Raw genomic sequence first — 21,011 nt, 5'->3', positions numbered from 1 at the left:
TAATCTGTCTAATTAACTGCTAATATATTTAAATAGTGGCACGGTTTGCCTTTTTTTGATAAAATGTTTCAACTAGTTATTAACAAAGTCAATGAAAGGAAAAGGATTAGCTTTGCCACTTCAGTCGGAGGCTGTTGCTTACCACGCATACGCTGCTAAGTGCCATAGCGGCACCGGCCAGCATCGGATTGAGAAGGAACCCATTGACTGGGAAAAGCAAACCTGCGGCAATTGGAATCCCGATAAGGTTGTAAATAAAAGCCCAGAAGAGGTTTTGCCTTATTGTCCTTACGGTCTTCCTTGAAAGTCTTATGGCCTGAGGTATTTTCTTAAGATCAGATGAAACTATTGTCATTTTTGCAACATCCAGTGCGATGTCGCTACCTCCCCCCATTGCAATACTTACATCGGCAGTTGCAAGTGCAGTTGTATCATTTATTCCATCCCCGACCATTGCTACAGTCCTTCCTAATCCTTGCAGGGATTTTACGAATTCAGCCTTATCATCGGGAAGTGCTTCTGCGATATAGCGGCTGATTCCGGTCTGCTTTGCTATTACCTCTGCAGTTCCTTTATTGTCTCCGGTAACCATGCAAACTTCAATGCCCATTTCATGTAATTCCTTAACCGCATCTAATGAGCTGTTTTTAAGGGTGTCTGCAATTGCGAAGATTGCGAGGACTTCGGTACTGTCGGCAAAATAGACTACAGTATTCATCTGACTCTTCCAGTCAAAGGCCTTTTGCTCAATAGCTTCATCAATTTTAACCCCACTCTCAAAAATCAGCCTTCTGTTCCCAATAATATAGGTTTGATCTTCATAGCATGCCCTTGCACCTTTTCCTGTGAGACTCTCAAATCTGGTAATCTTTACTTTTTCCAGTGTTCCAAGGTGATCAATCAATGCCTCAGCAAGTGGATGCTCTGACTCCTTTTCAATATTAAATAGTATTATCCTTGCTTTCTCATTGTCCCTGATCCAATATGAATTACATACTTTAGGTCTACCATCAGTCAGAGTCCCTGTTTTATCAATTAATACGACATCAATCTTCTGTGCTAGTTCAAGACTTTCAGCATCTCTTATTAGTATGCCGTTCTCTGCACCTCTGCCCATACCTGCCATTATTGCAGTTGGCGTGGCAAGGCCCAGAGCACAGGGACATGCTATAACCAGAACTGTAATTGCAGAAAGCAGTCCGTGTACAATTGCATTATCAGCACCTGATATCATCCACACAATTAATGTGAGAATTGAAATGCCAATTACTACCGGTACAAATACAGCAGCGACTTTGTCAACCAGTTTCTGGACCGGGGCTTTGGAGCCCTGAGCTTCCTCCACTGCTTTTATAATCCTTGCAAGTGTTGTGTCCTTGCCCACTTTAAGGGCTTTGAAACGAAAACTGCCTTTCTGGTTGATAGTACCAGCAAAGACCGAATCACCTTCTGTCTTTAATACCGGTACTGGTTCACCGCTCAACATGCTTTCATCCACATATGATGAGCCTGATACCACCTGTCCATCTACAGCAATCCTTGACCCTGGTTTTACAATAACAATTTGCCCCGGAACAATTGCATCTATGCTTATTTCCTGTTCACCACCCTTGTCATTTTCTATTGTAACAGTGTCTGGTCTGAGTTTCATCAGTTTTTTGATTGCAGATGAGGCACTGCCTTTGGCCATCTCCTCGAGGGTTCTACCCAATAGAATAAATGCAATAATAAGCGATGCAGCTTCAAAATACACGTGAGATTCCAGTCCGCGTGAGGTCCAGAATTCCGGATACAGCATGTTAAACACGCTAAAGATGTACGCAATGCCAGTGCTGAGGGCAACCAGAGTATCCATATTGGAGGTACGCTGTCTTGCAAGCCTGACTGCATTGAAAAAGAAGTTTCTTCCAAACCATAGTACAACCGGAGTTGTAAATAGGAACATTAGCAGGTTGGCATAAGGCATGTTCATAAAGAACATCCCAATTATCACAACAGGTGCAGAAAGTGCTAGTGCTGCAACTGACCTGTTTCTGAGTGTCTGGTATTTTTTTCGTATCAGATCTTCCTGTTCGCTCTCCTTGTTCTCGCTTTTTGCAATCACAAGGTCGTAACCTGCATCTAACAGTTTTTGCTTAAAAATTTCAGGTCCTGTTTTACCTGGATCGTACTCGACCGTAAGAACGGAAGTGGCAAAGTTGACAGATGAGTCTGCAACGCCTTCTGTACTTCGGATTATTTTTTCACTTCTTGCTGCACATGAAGCACAACTAAGGTTCAATACCGGGTAACTTTCCTTTACGGTTTTTCCAACAGGTTTGATAGAACCTGCGAATGAGATATTTGGAGTGCTATTTGCTGTTATCATGTTTGTGAATTTTGACCCTGAATGGGAAGCCCTAATCAATAAGACAAAATACAATAGTATTTGTTTGGAATATAGTGGAAAACAATAAAGCCCCCTGAAAATCAGGAGGCTTTTTGTCTTACTGTGCCCAGAGCCGGAGTCGAACCGGCACGATATTGCTACCACTGGTGTTTGAGACCAGCGCGTCTACCAATTCCGCCATCTGGGCGATGATGCTGGTCAATTTTTGCGTGGCAAATATAGAGTTTTCAGTTTTTCTCTCCAAATAAAATTGAATAATAGACCTGATATTTTATATATTTCCACAACGCAAAACAGTAATGCGGATTATGCTAAAAACCAGAGGGGTAGTTCTTACACATACACGATACGGAGAGAGTAGTGCCATTGTTCATGTCTATACATCCGAACTTGGGATGCAGAGTTATATGGTCAATGGGGCATTTGGGAAGTCCCGCAAGGATAAAATCATTCTTATGCAGCCTCTCAATCTGCTTGAGATGGAGGTCTATGATCGCAAGGGGAAGGAGATACAGCATATCAGTGAGTTCAAACTTAGACGGGCTCTTGTAAATATTCCTTTCTCGCAGAAGTTGCGGGCCCAGGCCTTCCTGCTGACAGAGGTGTTGGTAAGGGTGTTGCGAAGTGAAGGTCCTAACCTTTCTTTGTTCGATTTTATTGAAGAGGCAGTGGTATTGCTTGACTCAAATTGTAAGGGAGCAGAGAATTTTCATATCTGGTTTCTTCTAAGGCTGGCCAGTTTTCTGGGTTTTCAGCCTCGTAATAATTACAATGACGAATATCAATGGTTCGATTTAAATGAAGGTTGTTATGTAAGCCGTGAGCCGGCACATATATATTATCTCGACAATGACCTGAGTTTTGAAATGCACAGGATTCTGAATCTTGACAGTGATGGTCTGGCGGATATTGCCGCCAGACTTGACACACGGAGGAAGCTTCTTGATGCCGTAATCCGGTTTTACGAACTACACCAGCCCGGGCTAGGAAAACTTAGATCTCTTTCTGTACTGAAGGAACTTTTTGTTTGACTTCGCAGGCCTAAAATGCCCGTTTTTATAACGATGCAAGACTTCTTTGACCAACAGCTGGAATTATGAAGCTATCAGTCTTTTGTTTATGACAAAGGTTTTGAACTTTAACACTGTATTATAAAAAATGAGGATATATTGTACTTATTAATGCTAATGATTTTGGGACATGAGTATTCAGAGATTTTTTCAGGGAGATTCCGGATTTGTAGTGTCATTGAGTGAAAAGGCCAGAAAGATAGGGGGTATTGACCTGGCAGGCAGTTATCTGTCTGATGGACCCTATCAGCCCTCTGCAGAGCTTTTCAGAGAACTTGATGATGACAGTATCAGGACTCTTATTCCTCCATATGGGCTTCCTGAGCTTAGAGAACAGATAGCAATGTATCTTAGGTCAAATTACGAGAGAACCTATGATCCTTCTGAAGAAATCACTATAACTCATGGTCAGACTCAGGCCCTGTTTGCCTGTCTGCTTGCCTTCCTGGGCGAGGATGATGAGGTCATTATCTTTGAGCCAGCAGCTGAATACTATCTGCCCATTATTCAGCTTTGCAGGGCTAATCCTGTATATGTTACTCTCAAAGAACCGGATTTCCATATAGATTGGGATGAGCTGACTCTGGCCGTCAATGCCAATACAAGGATGATACTTATTAATACTCCACATAGTCCTACTGGTATGGTTATGTCAGAACTTGATATGCTAAGACTGCAAAGGCTTATCAATGGGACTCGCATCATTGTTGTGAGTGACGAGACTTACAAAGACCTGGTATATGATACTGCTATGCACCAAAGTATTGCAATGTTTCCCAAGCTTGCTGATTGTGGAATAGTTATCAGTTCTCTTAATATAGGAATGGGTTTAATGGTCCAGTCAGGCTTTTGTGCAGCACCTGCAGAGATGATGAAAAAAATACGTAAGGTGCTGCATTTCTCAGACGGTGGACATTTTGTTCCCCTGCAAAAAGCGATGACTCACATGGTGCCTGACAGGAGCAGGATTGGGGGACTGGCTGCTTATTACAGGAAGAAGAAGGAGTATTTTGTAAATGCTATAACTGAAAGGACTCGTTTAACAGCTCTGAACTCACTGGCAGGCTGTTTCGTACTGCTGGACTACTCGCAGGTGTCAACAGCAAGAGATACTGATTTTGCAAGTATGCTGCTAGAGCAATATGGTATTGCAGTAGCTCCTTATAGTGCCTTTTTTCATGACAAGCAGAAGCGAAATCTGATAAGAATCAATTTTGCCAGACCCAATGATGAACTTGAAAAGGCAGTAGATATACTGGGCTGCTTGTAGATTGAAAAAAATGACTGAATAATTTTCATGTAAGGGGATTTTTAATAATTTTGCCGCGGAAATTACGGCCTCATAGTTCAAGGGATAGAACGGAAGTTTCCTAAACTTCAGATTCAGGTTCGAGTCCTGGTGAGGCTACTACAGGAGAAGTGACTTAATGGCGCTTCTCCTGTTTTATTTTGGAGTTTGCATATATTTGAAATAGATAAACTGCTTTTGTCACATGGAATGGGAACTTGGGTATTTTGCGCTTTTTTTGGCATCCTTTGCTGCAGCTACGGTTATCCCCTTAAGTTCGGAAGTCTTCCTTATTGCAATGCTTGCAGCTGGTTTTAATCCCATTCTGACACTTGCTTGTGCTACTGTAGGCAACTGGATGGGAGGCCTGTCCTCATACTGGCTTGGAAGACTTGGAAAACTTGAATGGATTGAGAAGTACTTTCGTGTCAAAAAGGAAAAGATAGAAAAGGCACGAAATAAGATCCTGGGCAAGGAAGGGTGGATAGCTCTTTTTACATGGCTGCCGGGAATAGGTGACCCGATAGCAATCGCCCTTGGTCTGATGAGGGCTAATTTTCTCAATACCGCATTCTGGATGCTTATTGGGAAGGGTGCCCGCTATGCAGTGTGGACCTATATCACTGTGGAAGGGATAAAGTTGTTTAGCTGTATCTGAGCCCTGCAACATGCACAGGATCCATATTTGGGGCTATGCATGTTGAAGTACTTTTGGGCTTGCCCCTTTTATCACTGTGTAGGCATAGGTGTACCAAAGACCTGTACCCAGTAGAGTCCGTCACTACTTACTGCAACAGCCACATGGGTAAAACCTGGCTCCATAATGTTTTTGCAGTGATTGGGACTATTAAGCCATCCCTGAATTACTTCGACTTCGTCCAACTCACCCTTTGCAATATTCTCCCCGACCATACGCCATTCAAACCCTGCATTCGTAACCCTTTCAGCTGGTGCTGTTCCTTTTGAGTCCGTATGGCTGAAAAAGTCATTTTTCATCATATCCTCAGCATGCAGCCTGGCAGCCTGCTCAAGCCTCTCATCCCAGGCAAGAGGAGGGGCGGCCTTAAATCGTTGATCGCCACACTTGCAGCTTTTAGCTCTGGCTTTGTTGATCTCCTCTAGTATCAGTTCTTTGTCAACTTTCTGGCAATATAAGGTAGTTGCCAGTACAAGGGAAAAAATAGTGGCTGTCAGTCTTAGTGTCATAATATAAAGTCAAACTGTGTATCAAGTAAACGAAAACCCCGGTTTTTTGTTGTTGATTCCTCCTTTGAGGTTGTCCAATTAAGGGCAACCTCTTTTTCAATTTAAGCAAGTTGATAAGAATAGATTTCTATTTTTAGATGAACATGTTTACGAAAATTCCATATTCCTTTTTGGATTTTTGCATATAGGGGTTCAAACAAGAAGAAAATTGCATTTTGGAGTACTGTTTTTGAAACACACGCACCTTTGCCTATGATTTTTCTTAAGTTATGAGCAATAGCTATCAGGCCAAACTCGATTTCAACTTTCTTAAGGCCTTTCAGTGTAAATCTGGTGAACTTGTTGTTGTGTTTTATTTGTCCAAACACTGCTTCCGGTTCTATTGGGCGTCTACTTCTGTGATATAGGCCCTGTTCACTTAATAGCTGTTCCCTGGCCTTCTTTTTTAGGATCCTTAACCTGTGATTGATCTCTATTATTCGATTACCGGTAGCTTGAAAACAAAGTCCGCGCAACGGGCATCCAGTACAGTTTTGCGCTTGATAACGTGTCACCTTTGATACATACCCATTCTCAGAAGTCACTTTTCTTTCACCTTTATTGGTCATATGCTGTCCCATCGGGCATACATAATAATCTTCATGTTCGTTGTAATATAGGTTTTGGCTTAGAAATGCATTCTTTTTAAATGCTCTTTTCTGTTCTTTGTGGAAGTAGTTGTACTTGACAAAGTACTCTATATTATTTGCTTCCAGGTATTCATAATTCTCCTCGCTTCCGTAGCCGGCGTCTGCAACGACCGTAGAGCTATGACTTCCATATTGGTTTTTAAATCCCTCCAGATGACACTTTAATGTTCTTGTATCACCTGGGGTTTGATGGATACTGTAATGGGTAATAATCTGGTTCTCTGTACTAATCTGAGGATTATAAGCTGGTTTCAACTGCCCATTCTTCATATGATCTTCTTTCATTCGCATGAAAGTAGCATCCTCGTCTGTCTTGCTAAAACTGTTGCGATCCCCCAGAGTGTCAAGTTGCTTCTCGTATTTCTCCAACCGTGGCAGGTGTTCCTCCTGTAATTGCTTTAGTTGCTTAGATGTGGACTTATTTGTATCCTTAAGCCTGGTGTTAAGCTCAGCTATTTTGCTTTTTAATAAATCTGAGTCTATTGATTGGGGCAAATCTTCTTTGTTGAGAGTTTTTGAGTCCTCTTTAATTTGACTATCAATATCTTTAAGAATACTCCTTATCCTTTCTTCCAGTTTTGCTTTGTTTTTCTCAACTGTACCTCGCCATACAAAGGTGTACCTGTTTGAGGTAGCTTCTATTTTTGTTCCATCAACATACTGTACCTGAAGACTTACAAACCCCATACCATGCAGTAATCTAACTACTTCTGCAAAGATGGTCTTAATTTCTCCCTGCAAACGGGTACTCCTAAAATAATTGATTGTTCTAAAGTCTGGAACACAGCCCTTTGATAACCAGATAAAATGAATATTCTCTTGTAAAGCCTTTTCAATCTTTCTGCACGAAAATATGTTGTTTAAATAGCTGTAAAACAGTATTTTAACCATCATTCTTGGATGAAAACTGCTAGCACCACCACCTTTGTATTTATTTAGTATAGAAGAGATATCCAGTTGATCTACAACCTTATCAACCAGACGAACTGGATGGTCTGCTGGTATGCGATCCAAGAGGTTTTCAGGGAATAACTGAGCTTGATTGTTTGGAAGCTCTTTGAAAACAACTTTTTTCATTATGGATTGATTTATAGCATTAATATACTATATATCAATTATATAACCAACTTTTTCAGGAAGAAAATCAAACAAAAAAAGAGACTGCCTAATCTTTTTAGACAGCCTCATCTTTATTGCAACTTAATACCGGGGACTATATCTTTAAAGGGTTGCTATTTTTGCTTTGGTTTTTTTGGTTAAAATAGCCTAACTTGTACCAAGTACTTTGACCTGCCCTGCGTGCAAATTAGACCATTTATAAATAGAGAACTTTTTCTTTATATTATTTTCAAATAGTATTGCTAGAAGCTACATTTGCACGGAAATGTCAATTATGCTGAGTTTGCTAAAGTATAATCCTATTTAAATAATTGGAATAATTTAAAAACAAATACTTTATGAGCAGTTTTCTTAAGTCTTCCATTGGGAAGAAGCTTGTGATGAGTATCTCTGGGCTTTTTCTGATGATGTTTCTTTTGATTCACCTAACAGTGAATGCAATGCTTTTGATTCCCGACGGCGGGGATACTTATAACGCTGCTGCCCATTTTATGGCTACAAATCCTTTGATCAAGATTGTTGAACCGGTACTTGGTATAGGCTTTGTTATTCACATTATATGGGCTTTTATTCTTACTCTGGAAAATCGCAGGGCAAGAGGAAATGTTCGTTATGCATCTGGTAACGCTACAAATGACGTAGCCTGGGCGTCAAAGAACATGTTGGTTCTGGGAATAACAATTCTGGCCTTTTTGATTATTCACCTTGCCAATTTCTGGGTAAAGATGAAGCTAACAGGTGATCCGCTACTTGAGCATGTGACTGTGAACATTGGTGGTGTTGATACTCAGGTTGAGAATGCCTATGCCTTGGTTAACACTGCTTTCAGCTATCTGTGGATTGTTGTTATCTATGTAATTGCCGGTATAGGACTTGCATTGCACCTCTCGCATGGATTCTGGTCAGCTTTCCAAACCATTGGTATGAGCAACCAGATATGGCGCAAACGCCTTACTGTTCTCGGCTGTGCTTATGCATGGGTAGTCGGTTTAGGCTTCTCAGTAATAGCGCTTGTCCAATACATTTGTTATTAAGCTAATTATTAATCTTCGCTGATTATGGTAAAGTTAGATGCTAAAATACCAGAAGGGCCATTGGCTCTGAAATGGACCAACTATAAGGCAAGTCAAAAACTTGTTAACCCTGCCAATAAGAGGAAGCTGGATATCATTGTTGTTGGTACCGGACTGGCAGGTGCTTCAGCAGCAGCTTCATTTGCTGAAATGGGATTCAATGTAAAAGTGTTTACTATCCAGGATTCTCCTCGCCGCGCTCACTCAATTGCTGCTCAGGGTGGTATCAACGCTGCAAAGAACTATCCCAATGACGGAGACTCCGTAAGGAGACTTTTCTACGATACAATCAAGGGTGGTGACTACCGTGCACGTGAGGCAAACGTATATCGTCTTGCCGAGGTAAGTAACTCAATAATAGACCAGTGCGTTGCGCAAGGTGTACCTTTCGCACGTGAATATGGTGGTCTGCTTGATAACCGTTCTTTCGGTGGTGCTCAGGTAAGCCGTACCTTCTATGCAAAGGGACAGACTGGTCAGCAGCTTCTGTTGGGTGCATATCAGGCACTGATGAGGCAGGTAGAGCTAAAAAAAGTAACCCTTTACACACGTAACGAACTTGTCAACATAGTTATCGTTGACGGTAGGGCAAGGGGTATTATTAGCCGCGACCTTGTAACTGGTAAACTGCAACGTCACTTTGGTCATGCGGTAGTCCTTGCTACAGGTGGTTACGGTAATACATTCTTCCTGTCAACAAATGCAATTGGTTCTAATGGTTCTGCAGCCCTTCGTGCATATCAGAAGGGTGCTCTATTTGCAAACCCCTGCTTTGCTCAGATTCACCCCACATGTATTCCAGTACATGGTGAGTTCCAAAGCAAGCTTACCCTTATGTCTGAATCACTTCGTAATGACGGACGTATCTGGGTTCCCAAGAAAAAAGAAGATGCTGAAGCTATCCGTGCAGGTAAACTGAAGCCTACCGAAATAGCCGAAGAAGATCGTGATTACTATCTGGAACGCCGTTACCCTGCATTCGGTAACCTTGTTCCACGTGACGTTGCATCACGTGCAGCTAAGGAGCGTTGTGATGCCGGTTACGGTGTGGGTGCAACAGGTCTGGCGGTATATCTTGACTTCAAAGAATCTATCGAACGTCTAGGTATCGATGCAATCCGTGCAAGATATGGTAACCTCTTCCAGATGTATGAAAAGATTGTTGACGACAATCCATATGAAACCCCAATGATGATCTATCCAGCTATTCACTACACAATGGGTGGTATCTGGGTTGACTATGAACTGCAAACAACTATACCTGGTCTGTTCTGCGCAGGTGAGGCCAATTTCTCTGATCACGGTGCAAACCGTCTTGGAGCATCAGCCTTGATGCAGGGTCTGGCTGACGGATACTTCGTACTGCCTTATACAGTACAGAACTATCTGGCTGACCAAATCCGCATTCCTCGCATGACCACCAATGAAAATGAGTTTGTTGAAGCAGAGAAAGAGTCTGCTGAAAGACTTACAAAGCTGCTTTCTGTAAATGGTAAGCGTTCTGTCGATAGTATTCACAAGGAGCTGGGTCTTGTAATGTGGGACTTCGTAGGTATGGCCCGCAATGAGGAAGGTCTTAAGAAGGCTCTTGAAAGGATTAGGGAGATTAAGAAGGAATTCTGGACTAATGTTCGTATCCCGGGATCTAACGACGGAATGAATATTGAACTTGAAAAGGCCAACCGCCTTGCTGACTTCATTGAAATCGGCGAGTTGATGGCATTGGATGCACTGAAACGAGAAGAGTCTTGTGGTGGCCACTTCCGTGAAGAGCACCAAACCGAAGACGGTGAGGCTTTGAGACATGATGATAAGTTTGCCTATGTGTCATGCTGGGAATTCAAGGGTGACAACCAAGAGCCAGAAATGCACAAGGAAGAGCTTAAGTATGAAGAAATCAAGGTGGCTCAACGTAACTACAAATAGTACGGTAAGCAAGTTCAATTTTAACTGGAGTATCGATTATGGAAAAAATGATAAATATCACGCTTAAAGTCTGGAGGCAAAAGAATGCCCGTGAGAAAGGGCATTTCGAAACCTTTAAGTTGTCAAACATATCAACAGACAGCTCCTTCCTTGAAATGATGGACATCCTGAATGAACAGCTTATCAATGAAGGAAAGGAACCAGTAGCATTTGACCACGATTGCCGTGAGGGTATCTGTGGTATGTGCTCACTATATATCAATGGTCACCCACACGGACCTGATGAAGGTGTTACTACCTGCCAGTTGCACATGCGTAAGTTCAAGGATGGTGATGTAATTACTATTGAACCTTGGCGTTCAGCTGCATTCCCTGTAATTAAGGATCTTATCGTAGACCGTTCTGCATTTGACAAGATCATTATGGCAGGTGGATACGTTTCTGTAAGTACCGGTGGTGTACCTGATGCAAATGCAATACCGATTCCCAAAGATGCTGCTGATGAAGCAATGGATGCTGCATCATGCATTGGTTGTGGTGCTTGTGTAGCTGCCTGTAAGAACGGTTCCGCCATGTTGTTTGTATCAGCCAAGGTAAGCCAGCTTGCTTTGCTGCCACAAGGTAGGGTAGAGGCCGCTAGAAGGGCTAAGGCTATGGTTGCCCGTATGGACGAACTTGGTTTCGGTAACTGTACTAATACTGGTGCCTGCGAGGTTGAATGTCCCAAGGGTATTTCAATTGCCAATATCGCCCGTCTCAACCGAGAATATCTTTCAGCCAAGATCAAAGATTAACAACGCTGAAATACCAATATCAATGATTCCCCGGCAGCTCTAGCTGCCGGGGAATTGTTTTTTAACTTCAGGCAGTCATATTTAACACGGCCGTATATCGCTTGATTTTAAATAATTGAGTCAATAGTGAATATTTTTTGGATATTTGTTATTAGTACCAATACGAGTTATTAGTTCTACTTTTGCGGAAGTTTTAAGCAGTAAATCTGTTATATGTCAAATAATTCCAGTCCCGTCGAGCTTGGCACTAAGAATATCTGGCCCCTGCTGATTCAATATGCGGTACCATCGGTTATTGCGATGACATCCACTTCCCTTTACAATATTACTGGTAGTATTTTCATTGGTAAAGGAGTAGGCGCATTGGCAATTGCCGGTCTCGCGGTGACCTTCCCTTTGATGAACCTTGGTGCTGCTTTCGGTTCCCTGGTTGGTGTTGGAGCCTCTACCCTTATGTCGTTGCGGCTTGGTCAGAAAGACTATGACTCGGCCAACTCCATACTTGGAAACGTATTTGTGCTAAATCTGATAATTGGTATAGCCTATACTGTGGCGATTCTACTTTTTATGAATCCCATTCTGCATTTCTTTGGGGCCAGCGATGCTTCCCTTCCCTATGCCCGAGATTATATGGTTATAATCTCGCTGGGTAATATTTTCACTCATATGTTCCTTGGGCTGAATGCTCTTTTGAGGGCAACGGGAAAGCCAAAGATATCAATGCTGACTACTATCTGCTCAGTGATTATCAATATAGGTCTGACGGCTCTCTTTATCTTTGTTTTTAAATGGGGAATCAAGGGTGCAGCACTTGCTACTGTTATTTCGCAGATATTGATGCTAATCTGGCAGATAGCCATCTTCAGTGATAAAAGGGAATTTATACACCTGCAGAGGGATACATTCAGGCTTAAGAAGAAGATTGTTGAGACCTCTCTTGTTATAGGTCTTTCACCGTTTCTGATGAATGCCGCAGCATCACTTGTCGTGATCTTTGTCAACAGGCAGCTGGCTGTCAATGGTGGTGATATGGCAATCGGTGCTTATGGAATTATTAATCGTTTCGTAATGCTATTTGCCATGATTGTTATGGGACTTAACCAGGGAATGCAGCCTATTGTTGGTTACAATTATGGTGCGGGTAATATCGGTAGGGTTAAGAGTGCATTTGGAAGGACACTTTTACTGGCTTTCTGTGTTCTGGCGCTTGGCTATATTATTGGAAAGGCCTTCCCAAGACAGATTGCAGAATTGTTTACAAATGACGAAGAACTCATTGGGCTGGCTTCCTCAGGACTTTTAATAGTGTTGACTTTCTTTCCCCTTATAAGCATCCAGATGGTGGTATCCAATCTCTTTCAGAGTATCGGAAAGTCAGGTCCGGCAATTTTCCTTTCGCTTACTCGCCAGGTGTTATTCCTGTTGCCATTGATGATCATTCTTCCAAATATTTACGGGGTTAATGGTGTGTGGTTTAGTATGCGAACTGCAGACCTTTTATCTTTCAGTGTTGCACTGACCTTTCTTATAATTCAGTTCCGTAAATCGAAGAAGTATAATTAGTTCCCTAGCAAAAAGTATATATCATGTCAACAAATATTATAACAATAGGTCGTGAGCCAGGCAGTGGTGGGAGATTGATTGCCGCCCGTCTTTCAGAGAAGCTGGGTTACAAGGTCTATGATAAGAATTTGCTGAATATTGCGTCCAGAGAGAGCGGGCTCAACAGAGAGTTCTTTGAGAAATTTGATGAAAAGGCCAGCTTCAGCATTTTTGGCAGCTGGTTTGGTATGCAGGACAACGTTACTGATGATATGTATTCAGGTTACTATCTGAGTAACGAAACCTTCTTTAAAATCCAGAGTGATGTAATAAGGAAGATTGCAGAGCAGGAATCGGCAATATTTCTGGGACGCTGTGCAGATTATGTATTGAATGATCATCCGGGGTTGATGAGTGTATTTGTGACAGCATATTTGCCCGATAGGATCAAAAGGATGTCTGAGTATATGGATATAAATGAGAATAAAGCTAGGGAGTGGGTAGCCAGATCGGACAAAAAGAGGAGGTCTTACTACAACTATTTCAGCAACAAGGAGTGGGGGCATGCTTCATCATATAACCTGTGTATTAACACTTCCGAGTTTGGAATTGAAAAATCTGCAGAACTTATTTACCAACTTGCCGTAGATCGTTTCGGATTGAAATAATAGAAGAATGAAGAAAGCTTTAGCGATTATTACCCTGACACTTGCTCTTTGTGTATCCGACCTAATGGCATGGTCGGATCTATGGCATCCTTTGGCTCCAGGTAGAGAGAAGAATGATATTGGAAGGCTATACTTTGGCGTAAACGGTTCAATGTTTTTTATAAACAATGAGTATTTCGGAGACATAGTAGAAGGCTACACGATGCCTGGACATTATGTTGAGCCTTATGCAAAGTACAATCTGTCTGATTATTTTAGCCTTAAAGCCGGTTTCAATATTTTAAAGTATTACGGCATGGATGAAGATGCTGAGTTCTATCCGGTATTGGCGGCAACCATTAGGTTTAATGAGAAACTGGAGCTTACGATGGGTGGGATTGATGCCAATACTGATTATGACCTTTCAGACATTCTTGTTTATAAAGAAGATAATTACAGGGATCCTGTTAACAACGGGTTTCAGTTGCGCTATCTGGGAGGCTCCTTCAAAGGAAGTGCCTGGATAAGCTGGGATCAGTTTATCAGAAAGGGTGATACAATACCTGAGATATTCACGGCAGGAGCAAATCTAAGACCTACCCTTTTAAAAAGTGAAAGCGGGTGGAATATTGATGTCCCACTTCAGATGACGGCTTTTCATAGGGGCGGTCAGATAAGTGATTTCTCAGAAAAGGGAGCCAGCATTATCAACCTGCTTGGTGGCATAGAAGCCGGCAAGGACTTGAATGGAAGGCTTGATTATCTTGAGTTGTTTGTTCACTATCTTATATATAAAGATCTGAAAGAAGAGAATTCTATGGGAATCAACAAAGGCAATGGCTTTTTTGGAGGCGTTAACCTTGGAGCCGGTTCGTTCGAGTTCCTGGTTGCATACTGGAGTGGAAAGGACTTTATTTCAACTCAAGGTAACCCAATGTTTGGTTCGGCATCAGATTATAAACCCTACCTTGATTTGAGCAAGCGTGAGATGCTTCGGTCTCAGTTAATGTGGAGCAGATTCGTAACAGAAAGGGCTGTCTTTTCACTATTGCTGGATTCCTACTACGACACCAGACGTAGTCAATTCGACTATGGCTGGGGTTTACATATAAGCTTCGCATTATAACTGCCTAAACATAATATTAAGCTGGATTCTGATAAGCCTGGATGGGATGCATTGGCATGGTTGGCAATGCATAACTATTTGGATTTGATTCATCAATTTATTGCTTAATGCATTGGCAGTTAAAAAAATTAGTGCTAATTTTGCGGCCGATTATTATCCATACACAAGTGTAAGTGGACTGTATCTCAGGAGTTTTCACCAGCTCGAACAGCAGTGCCCGACTGTTGTGCGGGGAGGGAGATATGGTTTACACTGATTGCAATTGTTTTAATTATAAGTAGGTCGAATCTAAAATTGAAAAGAGAAAGTGGATACCTTAAGTTTTAAGACCGAATCTGCAACAAAGGCAAGTATTCAGAAGGAATGGCTTGTAGTTGATGCGACTGACCAGGTACTTGGCAGACTCGGAACAAAGGTGGCTAATATCCTGAGAGGGAAACATAAGCCCAATTATACGCCCAACCTGGATTGTGGCGACAACGTTATCATTATCAACGCCGACAAGGTAAAACTTACAGGCAAGAAATGGAGCGACAGAGTATTTTTCTACCATAGCGGTTATCCCGGTGGACAAAGGGAAGTAACTCCTGCTATGCTTTTTGCTAAGAGTCCGGAGCAACTGGTTCTGCGCACTGTAAAGGGAATGTTGCCCAAGAGCAAATTGGGCAGGAAGGTTTTGTCTAATCTATTTGTTTATTCCGGCCCTGAGCATAAGCATGAGGCTCAGCAACCAAGGGCTATTGATTTGAACACTATTAAATGATTGTTATGGAAGTAATTAATGCCATTGGAAGAAGAAAGACTGCCGTAGCCCGCATTTATCTAAGTGAAGGCAAGGGAGATATCAGAATAAACAAGCGTGGACTGGAAGAATATTTTCCTGACCAAACACTGCAATTTATAGTTAAACAACCTTTGGAACTACTTGGTGTAGCCGGTAACTATGATATCAAGGCAAACCTTGATGGAGGAGGCGTCAAGGGTCAGGCCGAAGCACTTCGTTTAGCTATTGCACGTGCACTTGTAAAGATCAATGCCGAAGTTAAACCATCTCTTCGTGCCAAAGGGTTTCTTACCCGTGACTCAAGAGTGGTTGAAAGGAAGAAGCCGGGTCGTCCGAAGGCTCGTAAGAGATTCCAGTTCAGCAAGAGATAATACGGCACAGGTGCGTTTAGTATCTAAACCGGTGAGATTTCTTATATGGGACTACTTATCGGTTGCCTGATTAAAAGAATGTAAACGACTTAATTAAAAAACAATGCCAAAAATAGGATTTCAAGAATTACTTGATGCCGGAGTACATTTCGGCCACCTTACAAGAAAGTGGAACCCAGCAATGGCTCCTTACATATTTATGGAGCGCAACGGTATCCATATTATTGACCTGCACAAGACAGCTGCAAAGATTGACGAAGCTGCTGCAGCGCTAAAACAAATTGCAAAATCGGGACGTAAAATTTTGTTCGTAGCCACTAAGAAACAGGCTAAGGAAATAATTGCCAATAAAGTTGGTTCTGTCAATATGCCTTATGTTGTTGAACGTTGGCCGGGTGGTATGCTTACCAACTTCCCAACTATCCGCAAGGCAGTCAAGAAGATGACTTCTATCGACAGAATGATGACTGATACAAGCTGGACCAGCCTTTCAAAGAGGGAGAAGCTTCAAATTTCACGTCAACGTGCTAAGCTGGAAAAGAACCTTGGTAGTATTGCTGAGCTTAACAGACTTCCAGCTGCTATGTTTGTAGTGGATGTAATGAAAGAACACATTGCAGTTAAAGAAGCTATCCGTTTGGGTATCCCTGTTTTCGCAATGGTTGATACAAACTCAGATCCAGGTAACGTAGACTTCGTGATTCCTGCTAATGATGATGCTTCCAACTCTATCGAACTAATCGTTGGAGCAATGGTTGATGCCATCAAGGAAGGTCTTGCCGAGCGCAAAGCTGACAAGGAAAATGAAGCTCCTGCTAAGGATAAGAGCTCTAAGGGAGGTAGAAAAGGCGAATCTAAAGCCAGAGTAAAAGGTCGCAAGGAAGAGGAAGAAGCTGATGAGGCCGTAGAAATCGAAGCTGAAGATAAGGCTGACGATATTGATGCCGCGGATCAGGAATAAACTCTTTGTGATTCTACTATTTACTTAAAAATAAAAGTTTGGGGAGTCACCTCCCCAAACTTATCATCTTAAAAAGGAGATATTATGGCTATTACAGCAGCAGACGTAAGCAAACTCAGGAAAATGACCGGCGCAGGTATGATGGACTGCAAAAAGGCCCTCACCGAAGCCAACGGCGATTTCGATGCAGCAATCGATATCATTCGCAAAAAAGGACAGGCTATTGCCAACAAGCGTTCAGACCGCGATGCTTCTGAAGGTGTTGTCCTTAGCAGGGTAACTGCTGACGGAAAGAAGGGTGCAATTCTGGTTTTGAATTGCGAAACTGACTTTGTTGCAAAGAATGAAAGCTTTATTGCTCTGGCACAATCAATCCTTGATCTTGCACTTAGCAGCAACGCTGCAAATGTTGAAGATGTAATGGGTCTTACTCTTGACGGCATAGCTGTTAAGGATGTTATTACACATCAAATTGGTGTTATCGGTGAAAAGCTTGATTTACCCTACTATGATGTTATCAAGGCTGAAAGTGTTGTAGCTTATATTCACCCAGGTAACAAACTTGCTACCTTAGTTGGATTTAACAAAGGTGGTGTTGAAGTTCAGGTTGGTCGTGACGTAGCTATGCAGGTTGCTGCCATGAATCCGGTTTCAGCGAATCGTGACTCAGTACCTCAGTCAGTTATCGACAAGGAACTTGAAATTGCCAAGGAACAAACCCGTCTTGAAGGTAAGCCCGAAGAGATGGTTGAAAAAATTGCTCTTGGTCGTCTTAGCAAGTTCTTCAAGGAAAGCACTTTGCTTGAGCAAATCTTCGTTAAAGACGGAAAGATCAGCGTTAAAGAATATATCCAAAAGGCTGACAAGGAGCTTACAGTAACTGAATTCAGACGTTATTCTCTGAATAACTAATTCTGATAAGGAATTAAATAAAAGAGGTTGCCCTTAATTGGACAACCTCTTTTTGTTTTATAACCCGAGGAACGCAACACTAGTTAATGGTTTGGAATGGAATATGCTTGAACCGGGTTCTTAGATGCTTGAACTTGGCTTGTATTTTTACTATTCTTGTAGAAAGACAAGTTTATACTAGTTAGATACGGTTCTTTACTTGCTATGTTTACCGGTCTATGTAAAATGAATCAGCAGGAGATATATATTCTCCGAAAAACGGGCTATTTTTGAATAAGAGAAGCTAACTATAACAAGATAACATGCAATACAAGAGGATACTTTTGAAGTTGAGCGGTGAATCGCTCATGGGTGAACAAGGCTACGGAATTGATGCCCAAAGGCTAAATGATTATGCTGAGCAGGTGGCTGAGATTGCTGCTATGGGGGTTCAGATCGGTATAGTGATCGGAGGGGGAAACATCTTTAGAGGCCTGAGTGGGGCTTCAAAGGGCTTCGACCGATACAAGGGTGACCAGATGGGCATGTTGGCCACAGTTATTAATGCACTGGCTCTGGCCTCTGCATTGAATGCGATTGGCACTAAAGCCCGTGTCTTGACAGCCATTCGTATGGAGCCTGTCGGGGAATATTATTCAAAGCCAAGAGCTATGGAGGCTCTAAATGCCGGTGAGGTGGTAATATTGGCCGGAGGTACAGGTAATCCTTATTTTACCACGGATACAGGTTCTGCTCTCAGAGGGATAGAGATTGAAGCTGATGTTATGCTGAAAGGGACCAGAGTTGACGGTGTCTATACTGCTGATCCGGAAAAAGATCCTACAGCCACAAGGTTTGACAAAATATCATTTGACGAAGTATATACAAGGGGGCTCAAAATTATGGATCTTACTGCAACAGCTATGTGTAAGGAGAATAAACTGCCTGTACTTGTGTTTAATATGGATGTAAAGGGAAACCTGAAGAAAGTGCTCTCTGGTGATAAAATAGGGACCCTTGTGCACACCTGATAAATTAAATAATTATGGCAGGTTTCTGAATCAGACTCCTGCCATTTTTCTATCCCCTCTGATGATATCCCTGATATCGGCAACTATCATAAGGGCTTCTTCGCGTACTTCGTATGGCAGGTTGATGTTTCTCACCTGCAGACTACGTAGCCAGCCTGCAACATCTTCATCGCGCATGGTATAGAGTATCTCCTTGAATTCATCGATCTGGTCTTTTCGGTAATCTTCAGGCCTCATACCTGCATACTTGTCAAGTTCCTCATCATCATAATAAACGACAGTCGCAGAAGTTGCAAGCAGACTATCTTTATCGCATACCTCATGTGCTCCACAACAGCCTTCGCTATCGTCGCTAGCAACTGCGGTAGCGCCGGTAGTGCTTCCCTCCTTTGATGATGCTGATGCCTTACTCCATGTATAGGCGAGTATCCCAACTGCGAGAATGATTAATATAGTCAACCACATACTGCAAAGTTACATCCTTTTAGGGAGGCTCCTCCTTATTTTGAGTTAAAAATATTGAATCAGACGGGGTTTGAGAACTGAAAAAGAAATGTATTTTTGAATTGGGGTAAAGCCCTTGCCTGAGAAAATAGAGGCAGCAGTTTACAATTCAATCCGAGATATGAGCAGAGCAATGGAGTTCTGGCACAAGAACAGGAATTTTGTTCTTGTCCTGTTTGCTGGCCTTTTTTTATTGGTACTTTGTAATAGAGTCCTGACCACTGATACTGATTCGGAAAAGAAGGAACCTGCCGGTACTGTAGTTACTGAGGATAGTCAATATCGGCCTTTGAGTCTCGAGGAAATCGAAAAGTATAAAGAGACAAAAAGTCGTTCTGATGATAGTTCCTTTATCAGGATCCTGGTACTGGCAATGGCCCTGATTTTATTTGTGAAGTTTGGCTTTAAAAAGGGCTGGTTTGCCTACCTTATGCCTCAGGTGGTGCACTTCAAAGCATCCCTGCGCAGGAGTCGGAAAACAGGACGACTTCTGATGAGGATATCGTTCTTTAACAATACTCCTCAGAGCAAAACTTTTAATGCCCCTCATGTGTTTTTTAAGAAGGGGGCAAAAATCAGAAATTTCGTTCTTCGAAATGAATACTTCCCTCTTACACTTCCTTCCGGAAGCTCACATATAATGCTGATTGACGTGGAACAATTCTGGGATAAGGTCGCAGGATTGGAGCATTATAAGAGGGTAGGGGCCTCGATTGAAACAACGACTGGAGAGAGATTCAGATCTCTGTCATTGCCCAGATGGTTGGTAATTTTTAAGGCTGAGTAAGATGAAAAAGGGCATACTAAAAGAGCGATGGAATAAGTACAGAAAAAGGAAGCGCTGGTGGAGTATCCTGTTTGATTTTATTTTTCTGGTGCTTATTGTAGGCATGCTTATACCCCAGAGCAGGAAGAGTATTTCATCCTTTGTTGTGAGACAGACCTTGTTAGCCCCCCGGGAATCATCAAACACATTTATACTAGGTAAGGATGATTGGGACATGAAGTTGCAGGATAGAGAAGGGCGACTTGTGACCTTGTCAGATTTTCGTGGAAAACCAATCTTTATTAATTACTGGGCAAGTTGGTGCCCTCCCTGTGTAGCTGAGATGCCCTCTATTAGTAATCTTTACGACAAATATAAGGACTCCGTCAACTTCATTTTTATTTCTACAGAATCACACATAGATGCAGCGAAATATTTGGAAAAGAATTCCTACGACTTCCCGGTATATACTACTGCCGGGGAAATCCCGGAAGCCTTGATTACCTCTACTATCCCTACTACAATACTGATAAGTAAAGGTGGAAACCTTGTGATGTACAAGACAGGAGCTGCCCGTTGGGATTCTAGGAATGCCTATAAAATAATTGACAGGTTACTAAGTGAAATTTGAGATTTCCTGAAATTATCGCAATTTATAAATGCAAAAAGAGGCTGACTCTGCTGAGTCAGCCTCTTTGTTGTCCCGCAAGGATTCGAACCCTGACTAGATGGACCAAAACCATCTGTGCTACCATTACACCACAGGACAATTTGTCCGCTTTTGTTTTGTCAAAAGCGATGCAAATATAGATGGTTTTACCAAATCTTTCAAAA

19 protein-coding genes, 3 tRNA genes and 1 pseudogene are annotated in these 21,011 nt (G+C 42.1%); 17 read left to right on the top strand and 6 right to left on the bottom strand.

Annotated features, from left to right (window positions below; genetic code table 11):
- Nucleotides 1–106 precede the first annotated feature (106 nt).
- A complete protein-coding gene (locus M9189_RS12730; protein WP_250723779.1) occupies nt 107–2,368 on the bottom strand; it encodes a heavy metal translocating P-type ATPase in 2,262 nt (753 codons plus the stop codon).
- Nucleotides 2,369–2,492: 124 nt separating this feature from the next.
- Nucleotides 2,493–2,576: transfer RNA gene (locus M9189_RS12725), tRNA-Leu, on the bottom strand.
- Between the two features lie 121 nt (nt 2,577–2,697).
- Here M9189_RS12725 and recO point away from each other — a divergent pair.
- The 4 genes from recO to M9189_RS12705 all read left to right on the top strand — a co-directional run bounded on the left by recO (nt 2,698) and on the right by M9189_RS12705 (nt 5,405).
- Nucleotides 2,698–3,420: a DNA repair protein RecO gene (gene recO / locus M9189_RS12720; RefSeq protein WP_250723777.1), complete on the top strand. Its 723-nt coding sequence runs from the start codon at nt 2,698–2,700 to the stop codon at nt 3,418–3,420.
- Between the two features lie 169 nt (nt 3,421–3,589).
- Nucleotides 3,590–4,729, top strand: coding sequence for an aminotransferase class I/II-fold pyridoxal phosphate-dependent enzyme (locus M9189_RS12715; protein ID WP_250723775.1), 1,140 nt, complete (start codon nt 3,590–3,592; stop codon nt 4,727–4,729).
- A gap of 66 nt (nt 4,730–4,795) precedes the next feature.
- Nucleotides 4,796–4,867: transfer RNA gene (locus M9189_RS12710), tRNA-Arg, on the top strand.
- An 85-nt stretch (nt 4,868–4,952) separates the two neighbouring features.
- On the top strand, nt 4,953–5,405 hold the full coding sequence (locus M9189_RS12705; RefSeq protein WP_250723773.1) for a YqaA family protein: 453 nt from the start codon (nt 4,953–4,955) through the stop codon (nt 5,403–5,405).
- A 71-nt stretch (nt 5,406–5,476) separates the two neighbouring features.
- On the opposite strand, the gene M9189_RS12700 is transcribed toward M9189_RS12705, so the two are convergent.
- Together M9189_RS12700 and M9189_RS12695 are read right to left on the bottom strand one after the other, a co-directional pair.
- Nucleotides 5,477–5,953: a CAP domain-containing protein gene (locus tag M9189_RS12700; protein ID WP_250723771.1), complete on the bottom strand. Its 477-nt coding sequence runs from the start codon at nt 5,951–5,953 to the stop codon at nt 5,477–5,479.
- Nucleotides 5,954–6,198: 245 nt separating this feature from the next.
- A pseudogene (locus tag M9189_RS12695) lies at nt 6,199–7,719 on the bottom strand (IS1182 family transposase); the annotation flags it as partial.
- A 380-nt stretch (nt 7,720–8,099) separates the two neighbouring features.
- Here M9189_RS12695 and M9189_RS12690 point away from each other — a divergent pair.
- The 11 genes from M9189_RS12690 to pyrH all read left to right on the top strand — a co-directional run bounded on the left by M9189_RS12690 (nt 8,100) and on the right by pyrH (nt 18,907).
- Entirely contained in the window at nt 8,100–8,795 is a 696-nt protein-coding gene (locus M9189_RS12690; protein ID WP_250723768.1) for a succinate dehydrogenase cytochrome b subunit, read from the top strand.
- Between the two features lie 24 nt (nt 8,796–8,819).
- On the top strand, nt 8,820–10,760 hold the full coding sequence (locus M9189_RS12685; protein WP_250723766.1) for a fumarate reductase/succinate dehydrogenase flavoprotein subunit: 1,941 nt from the start codon (nt 8,820–8,822) through the stop codon (nt 10,758–10,760).
- Nucleotides 10,761–10,798: 38 nt separating this feature from the next.
- The gene (locus tag M9189_RS12680; protein WP_250723765.1) at nt 10,799–11,554 is read left to right on the top strand and encodes a succinate dehydrogenase/fumarate reductase iron-sulfur subunit; all 756 of its coding nucleotides are present in this window, start codon (nt 10,799–10,801) and stop codon (nt 11,552–11,554) included.
- Between the two features lie 213 nt (nt 11,555–11,767).
- A complete protein-coding gene (locus M9189_RS12675; protein ID WP_250723763.1) occupies nt 11,768–13,117 on the top strand; it encodes an MATE family efflux transporter in 1,350 nt (449 codons plus the stop codon).
- 23 nt (nt 13,118–13,140) lie between these two features.
- The gene (locus M9189_RS12670) at nt 13,141–13,764 is read left to right on the top strand and encodes a cytidylate kinase-like family protein (RefSeq protein ID WP_250723761.1); all 624 of its coding nucleotides are present in this window, start codon (nt 13,141–13,143) and stop codon (nt 13,762–13,764) included.
- Nucleotides 13,765–13,771: 7 nt separating this feature from the next.
- Nucleotides 13,772–14,869 carry a hypothetical protein gene (locus M9189_RS12665; protein ID WP_250723759.1) on the top strand — a complete coding sequence of 366 codons (1,098 nt, stop codon included), beginning with the start codon at nt 13,772–13,774 and terminating at the stop codon, nt 14,867–14,869.
- A 307-nt stretch (nt 14,870–15,176) separates the two neighbouring features.
- Entirely contained in the window at nt 15,177–15,632 is a 456-nt protein-coding gene (gene rplM / locus M9189_RS12660; RefSeq protein WP_250723757.1) for a 50S ribosomal protein L13, read from the top strand.
- Between the two features lie 5 nt (nt 15,633–15,637).
- The gene (gene rpsI, locus M9189_RS12655) at nt 15,638–16,024 is read left to right on the top strand and encodes a 30S ribosomal protein S9 (RefSeq protein ID WP_250723755.1); all 387 of its coding nucleotides are present in this window, start codon (nt 15,638–15,640) and stop codon (nt 16,022–16,024) included.
- 103 nt (nt 16,025–16,127) lie between these two features.
- Entirely contained in the window at nt 16,128–16,985 is an 858-nt protein-coding gene (rpsB, locus tag M9189_RS12650) for a 30S ribosomal protein S2 (RefSeq protein WP_250723754.1), read from the top strand.
- Nucleotides 16,986–17,069: 84 nt separating this feature from the next.
- The gene (tsf, locus tag M9189_RS12645) at nt 17,070–17,897 is read left to right on the top strand and encodes a translation elongation factor Ts (protein ID WP_250723752.1); all 828 of its coding nucleotides are present in this window, start codon (nt 17,070–17,072) and stop codon (nt 17,895–17,897) included.
- Nucleotides 17,898–18,199: 302 nt separating this feature from the next.
- A complete protein-coding gene (gene pyrH, locus M9189_RS12640) occupies nt 18,200–18,907 on the top strand; it encodes a UMP kinase (RefSeq protein ID WP_250723751.1) in 708 nt (235 codons plus the stop codon).
- A gap of 30 nt (nt 18,908–18,937) precedes the next feature.
- On the opposite strand, the gene M9189_RS12635 is transcribed toward pyrH, so the two are convergent.
- On the bottom strand, nt 18,938–19,372 hold the full coding sequence (locus M9189_RS12635; RefSeq protein ID WP_250723750.1) for a hypothetical protein: 435 nt from the start codon (nt 19,370–19,372) through the stop codon (nt 18,938–18,940).
- 160 nt (nt 19,373–19,532) lie between these two features.
- On the opposite strand from M9189_RS12635, the gene M9189_RS12630 reads away from it, so the two are divergent.
- Nucleotides 19,533–20,198: a hypothetical protein gene (locus M9189_RS12630; protein WP_250723748.1), complete on the top strand. Its 666-nt coding sequence runs from the start codon at nt 19,533–19,535 to the stop codon at nt 20,196–20,198.
- A 1-nt stretch (nt 20,199) separates the two neighbouring features.
- The gene (locus tag M9189_RS12625) at nt 20,200–20,808 is read left to right on the top strand and encodes a TlpA family protein disulfide reductase (RefSeq protein WP_250723746.1); all 609 of its coding nucleotides are present in this window, start codon (nt 20,200–20,202) and stop codon (nt 20,806–20,808) included.
- A 67-nt stretch (nt 20,809–20,875) separates the two neighbouring features.
- Here the strand turns inward: M9189_RS12625 and M9189_RS12620 are convergent.
- Nucleotides 20,876–20,946, bottom strand: a tRNA-Gln gene (locus M9189_RS12620).
- Nucleotides 20,947–21,011: the final 65 nt, after the last annotated feature.

Source organism: Xiashengella succiniciproducens, assembly GCF_023674465.1.
Lineage (GTDB): Bacteria > Bacteroidota > Bacteroidia > Bacteroidales > Marinilabiliaceae > Geofilum > Geofilum succiniciproducens.
Note: the sequence above shows the minus strand (reverse complement) of the source record. Positions and strands in the feature narration are given on the sequence as shown.